Source organism: Actinoplanes palleronii (assembly GCF_016862315.1).
GTDB lineage: Bacteria > Actinomycetota > Actinomycetes > Mycobacteriales > Micromonosporaceae > Actinoplanes > Actinoplanes palleronii.
Genome location: NZ_BOMS01000088.1, coordinates 14,329 through 34,955, shown reverse-complemented (window position 1 = coordinate 34,955; position 20,627 = coordinate 14,329). Strand labels below are relative to the sequence as shown.

The 20,627-nt window shown below is 69.8% G+C and carries 18 protein-coding genes; 4 read left to right on the top strand and 14 right to left on the bottom strand.

Annotated elements, in window-relative coordinates:
- Window positions 1-28: 28 nt before the first annotated feature.
- From Apa02nite_RS27720 to Apa02nite_RS27700, 5 genes are all read right to left on the bottom strand, one after another.
- Window positions 29-2,332, bottom strand: a complete 2,304-nt coding sequence (locus Apa02nite_RS27720) for an ABC transporter permease (RefSeq protein WP_203827594.1) — start codon at window positions 2,330-2,332, stop codon at window positions 29-31.
- Window positions 2,329-3,021: an ABC transporter ATP-binding protein gene (locus Apa02nite_RS27715; RefSeq protein ID WP_203827593.1), complete on the bottom strand. Its 693-nt coding sequence runs from the start codon at window positions 3,019-3,021 to the stop codon at window positions 2,329-2,331. The genes Apa02nite_RS27720 and Apa02nite_RS27715 overlap by 4 nt, the downstream gene beginning before the upstream one ends.
- 74 nt (window positions 3,022-3,095) lie before the next feature.
- Window positions 3,096-3,755 carry a response regulator gene (locus Apa02nite_RS27710; RefSeq protein ID WP_203827592.1) on the bottom strand — a complete coding sequence of 220 codons (660 nt, stop codon included), beginning with the start codon at window positions 3,753-3,755 and terminating at the stop codon, window positions 3,096-3,098.
- Window positions 3,752-4,972 (bottom strand): sensor histidine kinase, encoded by a 1,221-nt coding sequence (locus Apa02nite_RS27705; RefSeq protein WP_239164628.1) that lies wholly within the window; start codon window positions 4,970-4,972, stop codon window positions 3,752-3,754. Before Apa02nite_RS27705 ends, Apa02nite_RS27710 begins: the two co-directional genes overlap by 4 nt.
- Window positions 4,973-5,128: 156 nt before the next feature.
- Window positions 5,129-6,121, bottom strand: coding sequence for a serine hydrolase (locus Apa02nite_RS27700; protein ID WP_203827590.1), 993 nt, complete (start codon window positions 6,119-6,121; stop codon window positions 5,129-5,131).
- Between the two features lie 356 nt (window positions 6,122-6,477).
- On the opposite strand from Apa02nite_RS27700, the gene Apa02nite_RS27695 reads away from it, so the two are divergent.
- A complete protein-coding gene (locus Apa02nite_RS27695; RefSeq protein WP_203827589.1) occupies window positions 6,478-7,197 on the top strand; it encodes a sulfite exporter TauE/SafE family protein in 720 nt (239 codons plus the stop codon).
- A 241-nt stretch (window positions 7,198-7,438) separates the two neighbouring features.
- The gene (locus Apa02nite_RS27690; protein WP_203827588.1) at window positions 7,439-8,317 is read left to right on the top strand and encodes a GNAT family N-acetyltransferase; all 879 of its coding nucleotides are present in this window, start codon (window positions 7,439-7,441) and stop codon (window positions 8,315-8,317) included.
- Window positions 8,318-8,423: 106 nt separating this feature from the next.
- Here Apa02nite_RS27690 and Apa02nite_RS27685 read toward each other — a convergent pair whose 3' ends face one another.
- Together Apa02nite_RS27685 and Apa02nite_RS27680 are read right to left on the bottom strand one after the other, a co-directional pair.
- Window positions 8,424-9,029, bottom strand: a complete 606-nt coding sequence (locus Apa02nite_RS27685) for a hypothetical protein (protein ID WP_203827587.1) — start codon at window positions 9,027-9,029, stop codon at window positions 8,424-8,426.
- 361 nt (window positions 9,030-9,390) lie between these two features.
- The gene (locus Apa02nite_RS27680) at window positions 9,391-10,239 is read right to left on the bottom strand and encodes a COG4705 family protein (protein WP_203827586.1); all 849 of its coding nucleotides are present in this window, start codon (window positions 10,237-10,239) and stop codon (window positions 9,391-9,393) included.
- A 275-nt stretch (window positions 10,240-10,514) separates the two neighbouring features.
- On the opposite strand from Apa02nite_RS27680, the gene Apa02nite_RS27675 reads away from it, so the two are divergent.
- On the top strand, window positions 10,515-11,738 hold the full coding sequence (locus Apa02nite_RS27675) for a COG4705 family protein (protein ID WP_203827585.1): 1,224 nt from the start codon (window positions 10,515-10,517) through the stop codon (window positions 11,736-11,738).
- Window positions 11,739-11,773: 35 nt separating this feature from the next.
- Here Apa02nite_RS27675 and Apa02nite_RS27670 read toward each other — a convergent pair whose 3' ends face one another.
- Entirely contained in the window at window positions 11,774-11,926 is a 153-nt protein-coding gene (locus tag Apa02nite_RS27670; RefSeq protein WP_203827584.1) for a hypothetical protein, read from the bottom strand.
- A 90-nt stretch (window positions 11,927-12,016) separates the two neighbouring features.
- The gene (locus Apa02nite_RS27665; protein ID WP_203827583.1) at window positions 12,017-12,439 is read right to left on the bottom strand and encodes a hypothetical protein; all 423 of its coding nucleotides are present in this window, start codon (window positions 12,437-12,439) and stop codon (window positions 12,017-12,019) included.
- Between the two features lie 480 nt (window positions 12,440-12,919).
- On the opposite strand from Apa02nite_RS27665, the gene Apa02nite_RS27660 reads away from it, so the two are divergent.
- Window positions 12,920-13,486, top strand: coding sequence for a sigma-70 family RNA polymerase sigma factor (locus Apa02nite_RS27660; protein WP_203827582.1), 567 nt, complete (start codon window positions 12,920-12,922; stop codon window positions 13,484-13,486).
- On the opposite strand, the gene Apa02nite_RS27655 is transcribed toward Apa02nite_RS27660, so the two are convergent.
- From Apa02nite_RS27655 to Apa02nite_RS27635, 5 genes are all read right to left on the bottom strand, one after another.
- A complete protein-coding gene (locus Apa02nite_RS27655) occupies window positions 13,461-14,924 on the bottom strand; it encodes a plasmid pRiA4b ORF-3 family protein (protein ID WP_203827581.1) in 1,464 nt (487 codons plus the stop codon). The genes Apa02nite_RS27660 and Apa02nite_RS27655 overlap by 26 nt on opposite strands.
- A gap of 216 nt (window positions 14,925-15,140) precedes the next feature.
- The gene (locus tag Apa02nite_RS27650; protein ID WP_203827580.1) at window positions 15,141-15,791 is read right to left on the bottom strand and encodes a nucleotidyl transferase AbiEii/AbiGii toxin family protein; all 651 of its coding nucleotides are present in this window, start codon (window positions 15,789-15,791) and stop codon (window positions 15,141-15,143) included.
- A complete protein-coding gene (locus Apa02nite_RS27645; RefSeq protein WP_239164617.1) occupies window positions 15,792-16,235 on the bottom strand; it encodes a hypothetical protein in 444 nt (147 codons plus the stop codon).
- A 146-nt stretch (window positions 16,236-16,381) separates the two neighbouring features.
- Entirely contained in the window at window positions 16,382-18,781 is a 2,400-nt protein-coding gene (locus tag Apa02nite_RS27640; protein ID WP_203827579.1) for a helicase-associated domain-containing protein, read from the bottom strand.
- 15 nt (window positions 18,782-18,796) lie between these two features.
- Window positions 18,797-20,458, bottom strand: coding sequence for an SWIM zinc finger family protein (locus tag Apa02nite_RS27635; RefSeq protein ID WP_203827578.1), 1,662 nt, complete (start codon window positions 20,456-20,458; stop codon window positions 18,797-18,799).
- Window positions 20,459-20,627 lie beyond the last annotated feature (169 nt).

Below are 20,627 nucleotides of genomic sequence, written 5' to 3'. Positions count from 1 at the left end.
GCCGCAGTCGTCGTGCGGTGAGCCACCGCTATTCGGTGTGCAGCACCTCGCCGACGGTGAGGCGGGCCGCCGCGCGGGCCGGGGCCAGCGCGCCGAGGACAGCGATGAGCACGCCGGCGACGGCCAGGGCGGCGAGCTGCGGCGCGTGCCAGACCGCTTTCATCGACTCCGGGAACGCCACCACGCCGACGTGGTCGACGATCAGCCGGTGTGCGGCGATGCCGGCCGGGATGGCCAGCAGCCCGCTGAGCGCGCCGAGCGCGGTCACCGACGTCACGGTCAGCGTGACGACCTGGCGCGGTGTCATCCCGATCGCCTTGAGCATGCCGAGCTCGCGGCGGCGTTCGCGGGTGGTGAGCAGCACCGTGTTGAAGACGCCGAGCGCCGCGACCGCGCCCAGCAGCACGGTGAAGACCGCGGCGAAGGTCACGATGGTCGTGGTGGCGGCGTTGCCGGGGCCGCGCGCCGCGACCATGATGCCGGGTTCGGCCGCCGCGGCCGACCGGGCGTAGGCGGCCGCGTCGGCGCCGGGGGTCAGGGTGACCGTGTAGTCGACCGCCGGGGTGCCCGGCGCGAGCCGGTCCAGCAGCGCCCAGGTGGCGTCGACCGCCTCGGGGCTGCTGCCGATCAACTCGCCGGTGATCGTCACGGGCACGCGCCGGCCGCCGAGTTCGAGGATGATCCGGTCGCCGACCGCCACCCCGTGCTGGGTCAGGAACGACGGGCCGGTCACCACCTCGTCCGGCGCGGCCGCCATCCGCCCGGCGACGATCTGCTCGGCGTCCGCCGACGTGTCACCGCGGTAGAAGTTGACATAGATCGGCTGCGGGTGGCCGAGCAGTCGGACCTGGCGCAACGCCCGCGCGGTGACGGTATCGGCGCCGGGCACCGCGTACAAAAGCTCTTCGATCTGTTTGTCGGTCCTTTCGGGTACGGCGTGCTGGTTGCCGGGTGAGCCGACCACCACGTCGACCACCGGCACGCCGTCGCCGTGATCGAGCCCGGCGAAGGCGACCATGGTGCTGGTCAGGCCGGTCGACAGCGTCGCGGTGGCGACCCCGAGGACGATCACCACGGCGGTCAGCGCGGCCCGGCCCGGGCGGGTGACCAGCTGGCCGAGGCCCAAGCTGACCGGGCGCGGGATCGGCAGCCCGGCGAGGTAACGCTGCGCGCGCAGGCCCCGTCCGGCCCGGGGTGCGCTGCCCGCGGTGATCGCCCGGGCGGCGGAGAGCCGGCCGGCCCGCACTGCGGGCACCAGTGCGGCGAGCACCACCAGGACCAGCATGCCCAGGGCGCAGAGCACCGGCACCCAGGCGGGCACGGCGATGACGGCGGTGCCGGTGTGGATACCGGCGAACGCGATCTTCAGGATGGCCGGCGCCACCAGCGCGCCGGACACCGCGCCGAGCAGGCACCCGGCGAGCGCCGGCGTGGCGATCATCGCGAGGTAGACGGCGATCACCTGGCGTGAGGTGAACCCCAGGGCCTTGAGTACCCCGATGCGCCGGTAGCCGGAGACGACCGCGCCGCTGACCACGTTCCCGACGATCACCACCGAGACCACCAGGCCGAGCAGCCCGAACACCGTGATGATCGGCAGGTAGGAGTCGGCCATCGCGGCGAACGCCCGTTTGCCGGTGAGATAGGACTGCGTGGCGGTGATCGCACCCGGCGGCAGGCCCGCGGTGGCCCGGTCCACGCCCGCGGCGACCTGGGCGTCCGTCGACGCCGCGGAGAACCGGAAGAGCATCTGCCGGGCGGTCGGGTGCAGCGCCGCCATCTGTGCGGGCGCGACCCAGGCGTCGGCCGAGCCGCTCATGCTGGTGGCGAAGCCGACCACGGTCAGCGTGGGCGCGCCGGTCGCCGTGATCGGCACGCCGAGCAGGTCGGCGGGTCGCCCGCCGCCGGCCGGGTAGTTGACCACGATCTCGCCGGGGGCGGTGGCCCAGCGGCCGGACACCAGATCGAGCCGGTCGACCGGGCCGCCCGGGCCGGGGCGACCGACCACGACCAGTGGTCCGGCTGTCCGCCACAGGAAATCCTCGGGAACCTCCAGGACGACCGCGTCGAAGGGTCCGGCGGCCACCGTGCCGGGGCGGCCGGAGGTCTGCTCGAGTTGTGTACCGGAGACCTGGGCCCGGTCGAACGTCACGATCGCGTGCGCGCCGAGCTGCGCGGCGAAGGCCCGGTCGAACGGTGCCGAGGCGGCGACGAGCAGGGCCAGCGCGATCACCACTGTCAGGGTGGAGAACAGCACCACCAGGGCGATCACGAAGGTCTGCACCTTGCGGCGCCGGACGATCGACCGCGCGGCCGTCCCCACGGCGCTCATGCCGCGCGCTCCGGGGTGCGCTCGCGCGAGACCCGGCCGTCGGTCATCTCGACGATGCGCCCGCAGCGGGCGGCCAGCCGCGGATCGTGCGTGACGATCAGCAGGGTCTGCCCGCTGTGGTTCAGGTCGAGCAGCATCTGCATCACGTCCTCGCCGGAGCGGCTGTCCAGCGCGCCGGTCGGTTCGTCAGCCAGCAGCAGCGCCGGGCGGTTCATCAGCGCCCGGGCCACGGCCACCCGCTGGCGTTCGCCGCCGCTCAACGCGGCCGGGTAGCTGTCCCGGCGGGCGGCGACGCCGAGCTCGCCGAGCAACTCCAGGGCACGGATCCGGGACTGCCGGGCCGACGCGCCGGTGAGCTGGCCGGCGAGCGCGACGTTGTCCAGGGCCGGCAGGTCGTCGAGCAGGTTGAAGAACTGGAAGATCATGCCGAGGTGCCGGCGCCGGAACAGCGCCAGCCCGGTCTCGGTCAGCCGTCCCAGGTCCTCGCCCCGCACGGTGACCGTTCCCGCGGTCGGCCGGTCCAGGCCGGCGATCATGTTCAGCAGGGTCGACTTGCCGCAGCCGGACGGCCCGGTCACCGCGACGGCCTCCCCCGCGCGGATCCGCATCGACACCCCGCCCAGGGCGGTCGTGTCGCCGAACTCCTTGCGTACCTCGTCGAGGCTGACGACGATCTCTTCACTGGTCATGGCACGACGCTAGGAACTGCGGCACCGGGCGGGCATCCGTCCGCGGAGCGACTCCCCGGCCTCACTCCTGAGGACTACCCGCCGGGGCGGACCAGGCCGGCCTCGTACGCGAAGATGGCGGCCTGGGTCCGGTCGCGAAGCCCGAGTTTGGTCAGGATCCGGCTGACGTGGGTCTTGACGGTGTGCTCGGCGACGAACAGCTGCGCGGCGATCTCCGCGTTGGACAGGCCCTGGGCGATCAGCGCCAGGACCTCGGTCTCGCGCTCGGTCAGCTCACCGACCCGGTCCTTGAGCGGGGCGCGCGGCGGGCCGCTCGTGCGGGAGAACTCGGCGATCAGCCGCCGGGTGATGTCCGGCGAGAGCAGGCCGTCGCCGGCCGCGACCACCCGGACCGCGTGCGCGAGCTCGGCGGCCGAGGCGTCCTTGAGCAGGAACCCGGAGGCGCCCGCGCGCAGCGCCTCGTAGACGTACTCGTCGAGGTCGAACGTGGTCAGCACCAGGACCTTGACCGCGCCGCCGGAGATCCGGCGGGTCGCGTCGATGCCGCCCAGGCGCGGCATCCGGATGTCCATGAGCACGACGTCCGGGGCCAGCTCGGCGACCTTGGCGACCGCGTCGAGGCCGTCGACGGCCTGCCCGACCACCTCGATGCCGGGCTCGGCGCCGAGCAGCACGGTGAAGCCCTGCCGGACCATCATCTGGTCGTCGGCGATCAGCACGCGGATGCCGGTCACGGGGCGGCCGGGGCCGGCAGGGTCACGCTGACTTCGTACCCGCCGTCCGGGGTCGGCCCGGCCGCCAGGTCACCGTCGAGCATGGCGGCGCGTTCCCGCATGCCGGGCAGGCCGTGCCCGGCACCGGGCGAGGGCTGCCCCGGCCGGGCCGGGGCGGCGTTGCCGATCCGGACACCGAGGCTCGCCGGACGGTACGCGATCCGCACCCGCACCGGTGCGCCCGGCGCGTGGCGGATGGCGTTGCTGAGCGCCTCCTGCACGATCCGGTACGCGGACAGTTCCACGCCCGGCGACAGCGGGCGCGGCGTCCCGGTGACCTCGATCGCGACGGCGGGACCGGCGGCGCGCACGTTGGCGACCAGCTCGCCGAGGTCGGCGAGGGCCGGCTGGGGCGCGTGCGGCGCGGTGCCGGCCCGCAGCACGCCGAGGACCCGGCGCAGCTCGGTGAGCGCGTCGAGGGCGTTCTGCCGGATGCCGGTGAGGTTCTCCCGCAGCTCGGCCGGCGGGTCGGTGACCAGGTGCGGCGCGACCTGCGCCTGAATGGAGATCACCGACAGGTGGTGGGCGACGACGTCGTGCAGCTCACGGGCGATCCGGCCGCGTTCCTCCAGCAGCATGCGCCGGGCCCGCTCGTCGGCGTTGAGGGTCACCTGCGCGGCCAGCCGGGCACTGCTCACCCGCCGGGTCCGGCGCAGCGCTCCCGCCCCGGCGACGCCGGCGAGCAGCAGCGTGACCCGGCCCGGGTCGGTGCCGGTCAGCAGGCCGAGGACGCCGTATCCGCGATGCTCCCCGATGTCGAATCCGGTCGCGGCCAGCAGCGCCAGCAGGCCCACGGCCAGCGAGGCGAACAGCACCCGGGCGCGGACCCGCAGCGCCAGCAGGAACAGCACTCCGGCCGCCGGCAGCATCGCGAGGTAACCCCACGGGTACGGCGGTCCGGTCGTCAACGCCCCGGCGATCAGGATCAGGATCGCCGACCACCAGGCCGGGACCGGGCGGAACACCGCGAGGACCACCGCCGCGCAGGCGAGCAGCGAGACGGTCAGGTCCGCGCCGCTGACCGGCTGGCTGAACGCCAGGCCGGTCGTCACGGCGGCGGTGAGCACCGCGAAGCCGGCCACCAGCACGTGCGGCAGCCAGGCGCGCCATCGGGTCGCCGCCCGCGGCAACGGGTCCGCGGTGGCAGCCCACCAGGCACGTGCCGACGCACTGTCCATACCGTTCACGTACCGAATCTAGGGCGCGCCGGCGGCCGGTCGCATCCGCCGGTCGACGGGCTCCCGGCGTAGTCCTCGAGGACTACGCCGGCGCGCCGTGGTGCCGCGGTCATGGCAGGCGGCATCGAGCGGCCGGCTGCCATGACCGCGGCCACGTCAGCCGCCGCTGACCGGCTTGAAGTGCTGAATCTTCGACCGCGGCGCCACCGTGGCGCCCGGCGTCGGCGGCAGGTTGTCGATCAATGCGCGGCCGATCTTCGCGTGCGCCTCGACCGCCGGGTGCGTCGCACCGTAGTTCAGCGGGTCACCCAGGCCCTCGGCGAACATCGCGTAGGTCAGCAGCGGCACGCCGTTGGTGTCGAACATGATGCCGACCTCGTGCCGCGACTCACCGAGCTCGTTGAAGTCGGCGCCGTACTTCGTCGCGACGCGCTCGCGCTCCCGCGACGACATCACCCGGCGCACGCCGTCGTGGTAGCCGCTGAGACCACGGGTCACCCGCAGCATGAAGTCGCACGAGGCCGGTGACAGCAGCGTCTTGGTCGCCAGGCGCCACAGCAGGTCGTGCATCTCGCGCGGCGTGGTCACCCCCAGGTAGAACCGGTTCGGGTTCGCCACCGGGATGACCCGGGTCTGCACGAACCCCTTGGCCGCGAGGATCTCGTTGATCTCCAGCGCGGGGACGAGCCGGCCGCACAGGCGTACCGCGGTGTTGTCCGAGACCAGCAGCATCGCGGTCAGGAACCCGGCCACGGTGAGGTCGTCGCCGTACGTGCCCTGCAGGAAGTAGATGCCCGACCCGTCGAGGACGATGTCGCCCTGCAGGTCGACCTTGGTGCCCATGGTGAGTTCACCCCGGTCGACCTTGTCGAGCACCGCGGTCGCCACGGCCAGCTTCTGCACGCTGTAGCCGTACGTGACGTGGTCGGCGTCGTCCTCGACGAACGGCGTGATCGCACCGGTCGCGTCCACGGCCGCCATGTGGGTGTGCCACAGGCCGCCGACCTTGGCCTTCTGCTTCTCGTACACCTTCTTGATCGACGCGGGACCCGACACGGCAGCTTCCGCGGGCGAGCTGACACCGACGGTCGCCGCGGCAGCGACGGCACCGAGGCCGAGTGCGGAGCGCCGGGAGAAATTGACTGACATCGTGCTCCCTATGTGGACGGACAAGTCAGGCAGCAAGGTACAACACACTCGCTCATGATCGAGACCGGTGCCGCTTCCAGGAGCCGTCCCGAAGGCAGCGCGCCATGGTCGTACCGAAAATCGCTCTTGTGCTCGCCGCCCCCACCCCCGGCCCGTCCGGGTCGATCACCGTCGCCGGCTGCGCGACCGACACCACGATCAAGAGCGCATTGCTTTCGTACGGCGGGCAGCGCGCCTACGTGCAACCCGCCGCGCCCGTGCCGACCAGCATCACCGCGCCGTGGCCGGGTCGAACGCCGTCGAGTTGTTGCGCAGCCGCCGCATGCGCAACCGGTCACCCTTGTAGCGTCCCCGGCATGACCACCCTGGTGATCGCGTCGGCGGCGGCGTTCCTGCTGGCGATGCTGTCGGCCGTCGCCGGGTTCGGCGGTGGCGTGCTGCTGCTGCCGGTGTTCACTGCTTTGTTCGGGCTGCGCTTCGCCGTGCCGATGCTGACGCTCACCCAGCTCTCCAGCAACGGCTCCCGGACCTGGCTCAACCGCGACGCGGTGCGGTGGCCACTGGTCGGGTGGTTCGCGGCCGGAGCCGTCCCCCTCGCGGTCGCCGGTGGGCTGCTGCTGACCCACGCCCCGCTGAGCCCGCTCAAGCACCTCCTCGGCGCGTTCCTGATCGGCGTCGTCATCTGGCGCCGCCTGCGGCCCCGGACCGGCAAGCCCGGCGACCGGATGTTCGCCGCCGTCGGCGCGGCGTCGGGTTTCGGTTCCGCGCTGCTGGGCTCGGTGGGGCCGCTGACCGCACCGTTCTTCCTCGCCTACGGCCTGACCCGGGCGGCTTACATCGGCACCGAGGCTACCGCCGCGCTCACCATGCACTTGACCAAAATCGCGGTGTACGGTGCCGGTGACCTGCTCACCCCGCGGGTGCTGTGGTTCGGCGCCGCCCTCACCCCGGCCACGCTCGCCGGGGCGTGGGCAGGCAGGAGACTCGTCAGCCGGGTCAGTGACCGCACCTTCATCCTCTTGGTCGAGGCCGGCCTGGTCGCCGCCGGCGCACTCTTCCTCCTCGACCTCCCCTGAACCACCGACCGGCCCCGCCTGCGCGCATTCCGAGGGTCCCCCGCCACCTCCAGACGAGCGACCACAAGGCCGAACTCACCAGCCGCACGGAATGCGGTCATGAGAGTATTTCGGATCTGGCTGGGTTGATTTCGTCTGGTCTGCAGTTTGCCTTGACCGCCTTCATGCGCGCGGGCCATGGGCCGGCACTCGGGCGGTGAAAACCAATTGCGTCGTCTCCGTGGTGTGGTTAGGTCGGCGCATGTCGGTCACGATGCAGCTTGCGACGCCGGATGCGTTGGGCGAGATCGTTGAGGCAGTGGCGGTCTGGCAGCACACCGGCGGGCCGGTCCAGCTTCATCCAGGCGACCTCGGGTGGCACTGGAGGTTCGGCCGACGGAAGGTGGCCGAGGCCGTCAGGGTGTGGGCCCGTAACGGGCACGTCCTGGCCGTTGGCATGATGGACGACGGGGTGATCCGCATGGGCATCGCACCGGGCGTCGACGAAGACGCCGCGTTCGCGGCCCGGCTGCTGGCCGATCTGTCGGATCCGCAGCAGGGGGTCCTGCCCGACGGCACCGGGGCCGTCGAGGCCCGCTTCGGCACTGCTCTTCGAGATCTCCTGGATCGCGGCGGTTGGGCGGCCGACGAACCGTGGACCCCGTTGTCTCGCGAACTGATCGAACCGGTGGAGGACTGCGGGCTCCGGGTCGAGGTCATCGACGCGCACGATATTCGGGATCGGATCCTTGATGATCGGGTCGCGGTGCAGCGGGCGGCGTTCGCCAACTCGGCGTTCACTGTGGAGCGCTGGCGTGCGATGGCCGCTGCACCGCCTTACCGGCGGGCCCGGTGCCTGGTCGGCTACGACGGCGACGGCGACGCGGTCGCCGCGGTGACGGTTTGGTCGGCAGGGGAAGGACGACCGGGTCTGCTCGAACCACTGGGCGTTCATCGGGATCACCGTGGTCACGGATACGGCCGCGCCATCACGGTGGCCGCCGCCGCCGCATTGCAGCAGATGGGTTCGTCCAGCGCGACAGTGTGCACCCCGAGCAGCAACGTCGGCGCCGTGGCGACGTACGTTTCGGCTGGTTTTCAGAAGTTCCCGGAGGTTACCGACTTCCGCCGCACGAGGTGACTGTGCCATCGCAACCGTGAAGTGGAGGCCTCGGCTGATCACCAAGCGTTAGGCGCGGCGAACGGCCTCTCCGGGGTCGCCGGGCTCGGCGACCCCGGGCGAGAGGTCACTTGCCGGCGGTGCGGGTCCGCTGGGTGAACGTGGTCAGGTCGGCGCTGACGTCGTACATCACGGTGGCGCCGGCCTTGGTGCCGAACACGTCGTAGGAGCCGTCCGGGTCCTTGCCGACCCGGGTCACCGTGATCGTCGCGTCCTTCGCCTTGACCGCGGCGGTCACCTTCGCCAGCTCGTCACCGGTCACCGCGGTGTCGGCCGACTTGCCGCCGTGCCCGCCGCCCTTGCCGCCGCCGCGGCCGCTGCGCGCGGTGAACGTCTTCAGGTCCGCGCTGACGTCGTAGGTGACCGTCGCGCCGTTCTTCGTGCCGACCACGTCGTAGGACTTGTCCGGGTCCATCCGCACGCTGGTCACCGTGATCGCGGAGTCCTTCGCCGTCACCGCGGCGGTCACCTTCGCCAGCTCGTCACCGGTCACCGCGGTGTCGGCCGACCCGCCCCGGGCCGGCTTGCCGCTGTCCGACGACGCGCTCGACGAGGCCTTCGGCGCCGAGGTCGCGGCACTGGCCATCGCCGACCCGCCGAGCACGAACACTCCGGCCGTCACGACGCCCGCAACCGCCAGGCCGGCCCGCTTCGCCATCTTGTTCGAGTTCATCGACACGAGGGTGACTCCGTTCGTTGTGCGACCCGGCCGAATTCCGGCGCCGCTTGCTGATGAAGACAATCCGCGCGCCACTTATGAATGGGCTGTCAACAACCTTCATTCCACCTGGGCAACCATTTTCTAACTCAACCGCAACCCGATTTCCTAATGAATTCTCATAAAAATTCCCCCAGGTCCGCGACACCTCAGGTCCGCCCCTTTTTTGTACGATGCAAGCAGCTCCCCACCCAAAGTCCCCACACAACAGCCAAGACAACGCTGCGTGTGAAGTTGCGGCGCGCTCCGCACCCAAAGTCCCCACACAACAGCCAGAACAGCGCTGCGGGGTTCGAACGATCTCGGAGTGCGCGGGTCAGGCGGCCGGCACCGCGATCGCGCGGCGGCGGCGCTCGCCGGCCATGGCGTACACGATGAAGCCGGCCAGCACCGCGAGCAGCACCGCCGAAGCACCGTAGGTGCCCAGGCCGAGGCCACCCTTCACGGCCGGCTTGGTGAAGAAGTCGCCCACCGTCGCACCCAGCGGACGGGTCAGCACGAAGGCCAGCCAGAACACCAGCACGTTCGGAATCCACCGCACCTGCGTGAAGGCGGCCAGCACCGCCAGCACCGCCGTGATCAGCACCGCGCCACCGAGATAGCCGAGACCGGAACTGTCGGCCAGGAAGTCACCCATCGACGTACCCAGCGTGTTCGAGATCAGGATCGCGGTCCAGAACAGCGCCTCACCACGAAACGTATTGATCTTGCTGATGTCGAACGTCAGACCGGTCATCTTCCACACCACGAACACCGCGATCAGCAATGACGTCAGGATCGCCGCACCCGTCGGATACCCCAGACCCAGCCCCTGCGGACCCCACCCGAGCGACGTCGTCCCGGCCGACAGGTTCCCGGTGTCCCGGTTCATGAAGTCCGACAACGTGGTCCCGGCCATGCTCGTCGACAGGATCACCGTCCAGTAGAACACCGGGTGGTACCGGCTCGACCGCAGCTGCACCACCAGCGTCACCACAAAGATCGCGAACAACGTGACCGTGCTCAAGAAGTAGCCCAGCTTCAACGTCTGCGAGATCATGTCGCCCGCGGTCTCACCCAACGTCGTCGCCGCTACCTTCATCACCCAGAACGCCAGCGTGATCTCCGGCAGCTTCTTCATCACGGCCTTGGCCCGGCTCGGCGGCGGCATCACGGATGCGGTCATGTCTTCTCCTCGGAACAGTCGGTCGAGATCGTTCGAGCAGAAGCGTGCGACACCGAACCTGAATAACCCCTGAAAATGAGATTTATGCTGCTTTAAGGGCCTGCCGAGAGCGGCGGCGGCGCTGGCGACCCGGTTTCTGCGACCGTCGAGGTGGGCGCCGATGTCACCGTCGGCAAGCCGGTGCGGCCTTCAGGCCGCTCTCAGGACCGTTTCCCCATGGTGGTGACGATCAACGGTCGCCGCGGCGTGGCCGTCCCACTTCGGCAGGAGAAACGATGGAGTACGCCCACGGCACGGCGACGCGCACGAGCGCCGGCGCCTGGCTGACCAAGGTCCCGGCGATCACCGCCATCTTCTGGGTGATCAAGATGCTGTCGACCACGGTCGGTGAGACGTTCGCCGACTACCTGGCCGTCAACGTGGGACTCGGCCCGCTGGTCACCGACGCGGTGATGATGACCGTGCTCGCCGTCGCGCTCGGCGTGCAGTTCCGGACCCGGCGGTACACACCGTGGATCTACTGGCTGTGCGTGGTGCTGGTCAGCATCGTCGGCACCCAGATCACCGACTTCTTCACCGACACCCTCGGTGTCAGCCTCTACGTCAGCTCCGCGGTCTTCGCGGTCATCCTCGCCGTCGTGTTCACCGCCTGGTACCGCCAGGAGCGCACCCTGGCGATCACCTCGATCGACACCTCGCGCCGGGAGGCGTTCTACTGGGGCGCGATCCTGACCACGTTCGCGCTCGGCACCGCCGCCGGCGACCTGGCCACCGAGGCACTCAGCCTGGGCTTCCGGACCGGCACGGTGATCTTCGCGGGGCTGATCCTGGTCACCTGGCTCGCCGGCCGGTTCGGCGCCGGACTGGTGCTGACCTTCTGGATCGCCTACGTGCTGACCCGCCCGCTCGGCGCCTCGCTGGGTGACCTGCTCACCCAGGCCAAGGACTTCGGCGGTCTCGACCTCGGCGCCAGCGCCACCAGCCTGCTGTTCTTCGCCGTGATCGTGATCCTGGTCGGCCGGGAGCAGCTGCTGGCCGGCCGCCCCGGCGGCAAGGGCGCCGGGCAGCGCGGTGACTACGCGTGGGCCGCCGGCGCGGCCGTGGTGATCGCCGCCGCAGGAATCGCGCTGAGCAGCGGAAACACGTCTTCAGCGACAGAGCCGGGCGTGGCCGCCACCGCAGTGCCGGTCAAGCAGGTCGTGCACCCGACCACCCGGCTGGGCAACGTGAGCGCGTTCGCCACCATCGTCACCGACCTGCAGGCGAAGGTCACCGGCAACGACCTGTCCGGCCGCAAGACCCGGGTCAAGGACCTCGAGGTTGCCTGGGACGACGCCGAGGCCGGCCTCAAGCCCCGCGACTCCGGCAAGTGGCACGAGCTGGACGACCAGATCGACGAGGTGCTGACCGCGCTGCGGGCCGGCACCCCGAACCAGGCCGACTGCGCCGCCAAGCTGACCACCCTGCTCAACACCCTCAACACGTTCGACGGCGTCTGACCCGGCACCCGGCCGCCCGTTCTCCGGGCAGCCGGTCAGAACCGGAACCGCACGATGGCGATCGACCGCGTCAAGGGCACCAACCCCTCGGCGATCATCAGCAGCTGACGGCCGCGGGGAACCCGCTCCAGCCAGGTCAGGTCGGTGACCCTGGAGCCGATCAGCGTGTACTGCTCCCGCGCGGGCATCCACTTCCGGTTCCACTGTGTGGCCGGCTGTGGGCCCGGTCAGGGTGTGACCGGCCATGTCCCGGTCACACCCTGACCGGCCAGTCGCCGTCAGCCCTGGATGATCAGCAGAAGTACGTCGGCGACGATGCCGGTGGTCCGCTCCAGCACGCCGAGTCCGACGAGGTGAGCGATGATGCCGGCCCGGTCGACCTGCTGAGCCTCCTCGAGGAAGTCAGCGATGCTGTTGGCATGCTGCAGGATGACCAGGCCGGCCTCCGGGCTGACGGCGCCCACGATGGCCTGCAGCAGTAGGCCCCCTTGCCGCAACGCCGTGATGACGGTTTGCAGCGGCAGGCCGGCGGCGGTCAAGGCGTCGGCCTCGGCGACGGTACGGGTGTCCACCTGGGACACCGCGACAGCCACCCTGGTGTGCGGCGCAGCCGCGGATGCCATGGCAGGGGCGACGCCCATGGTGATCACGGCGGCGCCGGCTGTGACGATGGCGAACTTGGTGACGAGTTTCGAGCGCACGAATTCGTTCCTTTCGTGGATGGTGCGATCTTCGAGCGGGTCTCATCTTCAACACGACCGGCGACCGCCGGAAAACTGCACGCCGCCAGCAGATTCCGACGACCCAGGAAACCCGGCACACGCCAATGCAGAACGCCATCTGGATCTTTGACAGTTAACGCAAAGAATTGTTGATCAGGCGTCCGCTCCGCACGAATCCACAGTAGCCACACAGGATTCCCACAGGGGCGATGGCGGGGTTGCAGAACCGGCCGACCTCGTGGCAGGGTTCCGAACCGCGGCATTGAAATTTATCGATAAGTAGCGACAACGCTACCTCTCGGCCACAAAGCCCCTGGCAGTCTCCCGCCACGCGCAGTGATCCTGCGCGGCGTCTTCGTGCCCGGAACTCGGCGAGGTGAGGCCCATCGAATACACGACGTAGCTCCAGCGGCGTGCTGCACGCCGGTCCTACATCACACGGGGAACGGGGAACAACTGATGGCCGACGAGGCCCATGAGGCGAACTTCGAGGTATTCGCTCAACGAATCCGGCGCTGGCTGCGCTATGAGGCCTACCGCGTCTGCAAGGACTGGCACGAGGCTGACGATCTCGTCCAGATGGCACTGTGGAAAATCTACCAACGCTGGCTCCGGCTACGCCGGCACACCGAACTGCAGGCATACGCCAGGCAGGTGGTGATGAGCATCTTCCTGACCGAGCGACAGCGTTCACGCTGGCGCTACGAGATCACGACAGCGGCAATGGTCGACTCCGGGCCGGTGGTCAACAGCCGACATGCAGTCGAGGACCGCAGCCTCCTGTCAGCCGCAATGCGGCAACTCGGCGACCGGCAACGGGCCGTTCTCTCGCTGCGATTCATCAGGGACCTCAGCGTGGAACAGACCGCGCGAATCCTGGGCTGCGCGCCCAGCACCGCGAAAAGGCATCCGAGGCCGGGGCACGGGCCCGCCGCTCGCTGGTGTATCGGCCCGGGTGGCAGGCGCGTCAACGAGCGGCGGCTTGTTCGTGGCCGGTTGGTCAGCGGGTTCGTAGTCGCTGGTTGACCTGATCCAGGTCGAATGTGTCCGGGGTGAACTGGTCGCGGTGGTCCAGGCCGAGCCATTCCAGCCGTTCCTGGTGTTCCGGGTGGCTCGGGTCGGTGAGTACCTCGATCAGGTCCTGGTAGCCCCAGATGCCACCGCAGTCGTCGGGTGGGGCCGCGCGCCGTCCGCCGATGCAGACCGGGTAGGTGGTGGCCGGGTCGGCGGGTGCCGTCTTCTCGACCAGGATGTCGTGCTCCCAGTCGTCGCCGAAGTCGTAGGTGTAGCGGAATTTGTCCTTGATCGCGGGTGCGACCTGTTCGAGTGTGACCGGGCCGTCCGAGCGGTGCCCGAGGTCGCGGTCGGCCCGTCCGAACTGGCCGTATGCGGTGTCGAAGACGTGCAGGTGTCCGCCGTGCCAGCCGAACGCGGCGAGGATCGTCTGGTGCAGCCGGTTGAGGGTGATGTCGCCGGGTACCAGCAGCCGCCGCCAGATCGGCGGTTTGGCACCGCGCAGACCGACCTTGATCTGATAGATCGGTGCCGGCCCGTTCGATTTCTTGCGTTTGGCTGGGAGTTTCGCCGGTGCCGGTCGGCGGGCCGGTGGCAGGTCGAGGCCGAACGCGGCCGGGCCGCCGGAGTTGCCGATCAGGGCGGCGAACTGTTGGAGTACGTCCATCGCGGTTCGATCGGCGGCGTGGCCGGACGCGGTCGCGCCGCGCGGCCGGCGAGTGGGAGGCAGAGTCTCCAGGCGGCTGCGGGTGAGGACGGCGAGTGGGGCGTATCCCGGGCCTTCCTCCTCGTCGAGCAGATTCGCATCGACCGGGGCATCGTCGTTCGGTCCGTCCTCCTCGTCGTGGACGGCACGCGCCTCCAACGCCTGCTCGACGTGCCAGCGGAATTCCGGCGCGCCCAGCTTCTTCGTACTGATTTTCACTCCGTCCTGCCGGGCGCCCTGGTGGATCGCGGCGACCGCGGTCGGTAACTCCTCGGCATCGAGCAGGTAGATCTGTTCCGCAGCGCCACAGTGCTGGTGATCCACTGTGATCATCAGCGCATGGTCGCGGCCGGCCCGCTGGAAGACACCGATCAGCACCGACATGATGTCCTGGTCGTCATGCATCCGGGTGAACGGCCCTGCCGTCAGCGGCTGTGCCAGATCGTCGGCCCAGGTCGGGGCCGGGACGCTGTTGGCGCGCATCCGTGCCGAGGCTGCCCGGGCGGCCTCGGTGACCGGCTTCTCCGCCTCGCCGCCCATCGCACCGATCGCGGTGAGCAACGTCAGCGCGGCCCGGGTGCCGCGCGCCTCGATCGCTGGGATGAAAGCACCGGCGAACGCCGCCATTATCTCCTCGCCGCCGGCCCGGCTCATCGCCACGAACAGCGCCCCGGCCAGCTCCGCTTCGAGCGGATCATCGACCTCGGCCAGCGCGGACGCGTCATCGACCAGGTCGGTCAGCATCTGTTCGGGGTCCGGTCCGCCTTCTGCGCAGCCGGGGCAATCGCAGGCCTGCTCTGCGCCGGACACGATGGTGAGATCTGGGCGGCGGGCCCGGCTGGTTCCCCGCTTTGCGGGGCGTCGGCTTCGAGAACTCATCGCGCCAGTCTGCCGAACAGCCGGTGCTCGTCGGGTGACCACCCACCGCCGGGCGAAGGCCAGCCGGCCCGCCGCGCGCGGCTATTCCGGCGACGACTCGGTGAGTAGATCGTGACGCCACGCCGCGAACCGGGTCCGCAACTCGTCGAGGTCTTGGCCGGCGATGCCGTACTGGGCGAAATCCGCCGGGTCCAGCAGGCCGGCCTGTCCGAGGGCTGCGGCGAAGATGCGCCGGTCGAAGCCGGAATCGGCCCGCTCCGCAAGGCGTAGGAGATCTTCACCGGAGTATCTGCCCGAGCACAGCGTTGCATCGATGTCGATGAAGTCGCGGGCGAACGCCCGGCCGTAGAGTGCGCTCATCTTGTTGGCCACCGCGTCGTCGGGATGCAGTACCGGGCCGATGGACATCAGGATCGGGTCATTGGCGCGCCAATCCACGCCGAGCTCCACCTTCGCGGTCCGGCCGTCCTCGGTCACCATCAACCGCGCGAAGGTGTCGTAACGCCGTTCGACCTCAACTATGACGCCGACATCCCGGTACGCCTGAACAACGGCAGTGACGGCCGTGTTGAACTCGTCGCGACGCTCCCACGCGGTGAACAGGTCCACGTCCTCGCTCGGCCGTTCGAGAAGACCGGCCGCCTGGACCGCGTAACCACCGGCAAGAGCGAAACCGTACCGCCCGGCGGCCTCAAGCCCGAGCCGAGCGAGCCGCTCGTGAAAAAGATCCACCTACGCGGCAGCCGGGCGTGCGGCAGCGAGCTCCGGGAACCGCTCCTCCCAGCGCCGCCGCAGCTGCGGCGGCAACCACAGCGTGGGCCACAGCCGAAGAAGCAGACCACCGTCGAGCCAGGCGCACAGATCGTCGACGCTGCCCGCCTCACTGAGCACCACCTTGTACATGCTGACCAGACGAGCGGGTCTGCTCAAGTCGTATTCTGCGCGGCCTGACCAGTCCAGATGACGTGGCAGAGAGACCACGCCTCGGGTCGGCCCAGTCAACGCGGCGAGCGAATCGGCCACGACATACGGCTTCCGCTCGCCGTATGGAAGGTAACCCGCCGGCGGTCGGGCCGTATCCGAATCCAGGTGATCTGAGAACTCGCCCACGGTATCAGCGTACTTGCCCTCCACCGCGTCGCCGAAATCCAGACGGAGATACACAGAAGCGGTCATCGTAGGTCCCCCGTCGAGCCGTAGCCCGGACCGCCGGGATTTCGGTGAACACAGGATCCGGCGTTATCCGAAGCAGCCTGACGTGTGTGCCAGAGGCTGGGACGAGTGGGCAGGCCGATGTCGGGTTCCCGGTTGATGTGTTGCCCTCAGCTCCAGTGCTGGTGGACCTGGAGGATCGCGTCGAGCCGGACCCGCCGGTAGTCGTGGAACTCGGGGCACCAGCCGATGAGTGAGTCTTCCTCGACTTCTGCGGACTGTAGCGCCCACCAGGTCTTCGTTCCGTCCTCGAGCCTCTCCTGCACCCGCATCGGCACCCGGTAGGTCACGTAGTACTGCAATTGCCCGGGGGCGACGCCACGCTGATGCCCGGTGTACCGGGCGATCAGATCCCGGGTCTCAGTCTCGGACAATCTGGCCGGAACTGGAGCGGTCCGCAGCCGTTCGGCCAGCAACCGTGGGTCGGGGACTGCGGCAGTGGTCTCGGTTGGCCGTGACGCCGCGCTCGTTGCGGATTTCGGGCCAGTGTCGTCGGCGCGGATCTCCCGTTCCTTCCGGTCGGCCCTTGGCTGGTCAGCGCGCCGGATCGTCGAGATGCCGTCGAGCCCGGCCGGTACCGGGTAGTACCCGGCCTCTCGCAGCATCGCCAGAGTCTGCTCCGGCGGGAGCCCACTGGCCAGCACGGTCGGCGCCAGCAGGTGCAGTCCGAGCTTGGCGAGCTTGCGATGGGCGACCAACTCGGCCAGTAGGGGCTGATCCGATCCGCGGATCACACAGGCCACCTCGGTGACGGCGATCTCACCATGCCGGCGGGCCGCGTCCTTGACCAGGTACTCCAAGGGTTGCGGTAACCCGCCCGCGGCGATGGCCGCCAGGTCGGCGAGGATCCGTTCCTCGGTGAACCCTTCGTCGAGGGCTTTGCGTACGGTGGTCGGGCTGAACCGCCAGATCGAGGCGGTGCCTCGGGACTCCCGGTCGGCCAAGCGGTCGAGGACGCGGGCCAGCTCGGCAGACGGCGGGCCGGTCACCACCGCCGTGTAGTCCGCGCCGAGCAGGGCCGTCTCGCAGGACGCCGTCAGCAGTCCCTGCGCGGTGGTGACGACGTCGCCGCCAGCTGCCAGGGCGCGGCCCAGAATACTCAACGCGCCCGCGGCGATCACACCGAGCAGCTGTGCCTCGGCGGCTACCGACGGGATCCAGCCATCGACCAGGTCGGCCGGGTAGACCGGGCAGAGCCACCATACGTACCCGGCGATGGTGCAGGCTTCTCCGGTCAGGTCCGCTGCGGTCCCGGCAGGAAGCCGGGACAGCGCGACCAGCAGGGCCCGCCGGACCGCGACCCCGACCTCGCCGTAATCGGTGTCGGCCAGCGCCGCCGGCCGCGGTCCCTCCGGCACCCGCAACGCCGAATGCGGGCTGGTCCACCAGGCCTGGGCCAGGGCCGCATACCGCTGCGCCGGACCACCCTCCACCCATCGAGCCTGGCGTGGTGTCACTCGGACAGCGTTGTCGAACTCGCCGATCAGCCCGGCGCCGAAGGCGATCTCCAACAGGAGCCGGATCTCGTCCTCGGCACAGCTCAGGAGCTTGGCAACACGTTTGATCTCGCGCTGGCCGACACCGCCGGTCTTGATGACGGCCAGTGGGGTCTTGGCTGTGAGATCGAGCAGCGCGCTGACCCGGTCGAGCAGATGACCCGCGGCCACGGCGGCGGTCTGGTCGACTGCCCTCGTATCCACTGAAGCCGTCGCGACCGCCGGGGGTTGCGGGTCGAACGGGGCGTGATAGTCCTTGCCACGTAGGGCCAGAGACACCTCGCGGGGCATCTCGGCGAGGTCCCAGTCCTGATACCACAGCAACCCGCGGTCCGCGGCCCAGCGCACCGGCGTCTCCGGCCCGTTGGGCGGGGCATAGGAGCGCATCCCCGGGGCCGCGCCGACCGGCCGGTCCCAGACGAACGGCCGCAGCAGATCCTCGATTCCAGCCGGCCCGGCCGCGACGATCTCGGCCGGCCGATCGTGGCTGCTGAGGTGGGCGGTGAGGCGTTCGGTCAGCGCCTGGTTCCCGCCGCTCACCGGCAGGTCGTGGGTCCGCGCCATCTGTTTGACCCGCCCGAAGTCGAGTCTCTTGAGGAATACGGCGAGGGGACGGCCGAGGCCGAGCGGCCGCTGCCATCCGTCCACCGCCCCGCGGGGCTGACGGACGTGATCGCCCGCGTCGATCCAGGCCAGCCCGTAGTCGGCCAGCGTCGTCAAGGTCCGCGCCAGATCGGGATCATCCGGAGGCAGCCCGAGGAACGACGCCAGGGTCTGGCTTGTCGCGCCGTCCGGCAGCGCGGCAAGGGCACGCAGCACCTGGACGGTCGGGGTTGGCAGACCTCGGATGGCTGTTGTGACGGCAGCCGGCTCGCCGATGCGCTCCGCCAGCGCCCGTAGGTGCCGGGGCCAGGGTGGTTCCAGCGATTCCGGGCGGAGGGCCAGCAACCGCGCGAGCGCTTCCACCGGGAGGTTCTCCAGCCAGATCAGTAGTGCCTGGTCGTCGTCACGCATAGATGTCTCCGCCGTTCAGAGGCCCCGCTGCCGAAGGGCAGCCATGAAGTTACGTTTACGGGAGTGGGCCACTTTCAGGCGAGCGACCTCCGCACCGTGGTCTTCACCGGACCGCCGGAATACATCCTTCAGGGTGACCAGCAGGTCGGCTGCCCACTCGTAATCCGCGTTGTTGGCCCGGGCAACGGCATTCTCGAGCGCCGGCAGGTAGATCTTCAGTGCCTCGGCAGGATGGGTGGCAGCCCGACGGCCGACGACCGCGAGTCGGGTCGACTCCTCGCAGCGGACCTGATCCAGCATTTCCCACGCTGCCTCGTCCCGGTCCTCGGACAGCAGCACCCGCAGATAGACCTCGCCGGCATTCCACGCGTTCCCGGCACCCCCGCCGGTCGCGCGGGTACGCAGCAGATCCAAAGCCTCTTCGCACCGCTGCGGCCACCGCTGCGGATCGGTGGCCAGGATGAACTCTCGCAGCCGCCGGTAGGAGTCCACGCTTGCCTCGGCGCGGAACCGCTCCCAGTGCAGGACCATCACGTCCCCGGTACGCCCGGCCTCGGGGTACAACTCGATCAGGAGATCAACGAGCGGTCCGGTCCGGTGACCGAAGCGACCAGCCTCGGCACGACCGCGCTCCAGCCACTCGACGGCCTCCGCCGGACGCTCGTGTTCGCGCAGCAACCGGGCGATGAGCACGTACCGGTCCGGGGTGGACAGGTCCTCGGCGTAGCAGGCCACCAGCATGTCGACATCCCCGGTCGCTTTGATCATCTCCTCGCGGAGCGAGCGCACGGTCCAGTTGTCATGGTTCGCACGGCGTGCAGAGTCCAAGGCGTTCCAGTAGGCATCCAAGCCATCGGTACCCAGCAGTTCGGCTACGTCGGTGATACTCATGTCCAGGATGTCCACTCCGGTCAGCCGGAATTCGGCGAACCAGGTTCCCAGACCCACCGGGTCCGGCGGGGCCTCCTCGCAGGCGGCCAGGAACACGTCCCAGGCTTCGGCGGCCGAGCCCAGCGCCGCCCCGCAATGGTCCTCGCTGCGCCTGGCAGCCTGACCCAACAGTTCCAGCGCCCGCTGAAGCAGCGGTCGGACCTGTTCCGCGTGCCCGGGAAGCAACCCGGCCAAGGCCGCGACGACGGCGTCCGCCCCCTCGGCGTACGTCTCCTCCTCGCCGTACTGCAGCCAGTCCACAGCCAGGTTCTCCACCTGCCGGACCAGCAGCGACAGGTCCACCGTCTGCGCCCCGGCGATCGCCCGCAGTAGCATCCGCTGGTAGAGCGCCGGATCTTCGCTGACCTGCGCCCACACCAGCTCGACCAGCTCACTGTGGTCGAGAGTGCTCAGGAACGCGTGAACATCCACCGCTCCCTCTTCCGGGGATGATCCACCGGTGCCGGCCGCACCGGTGACGCTGGAGCGATTCAACAGCCGCAGACCGACGGCGACGCAGTGCTTGCAGAAGTTGCCCTCCTCGCCGTAGGGGCAGTCACACTCACCATCGAGATCACCGCCCGTGTCGTACAGCCGGACCTGGTATTCATCGGATCCGTGCACCGTCGCGACGACACCGTTGGGAAGATCGCGGACGTTGACGACCGCCTCGACGTACCCCTGCCCTCGGCTGAACGACCGGCTGCCGGCGAGCTCTTCGAGATCGACTTTGGTGAACCACGCCATGGTCGCTCAACGTACCCCGGCTGGGTATGAGATCTCGCGCGGGGCTGCCGGGCCGGCCGAGTCCCCGGCCGCCTCACAGGCCAACGCAAACAGTCCGCGCAAGGACGCTGCACACTTGTGAGCCGTGGCCTGGACAGCCAGGATGCCGGTGGACAGGGGCCGTCTGGGC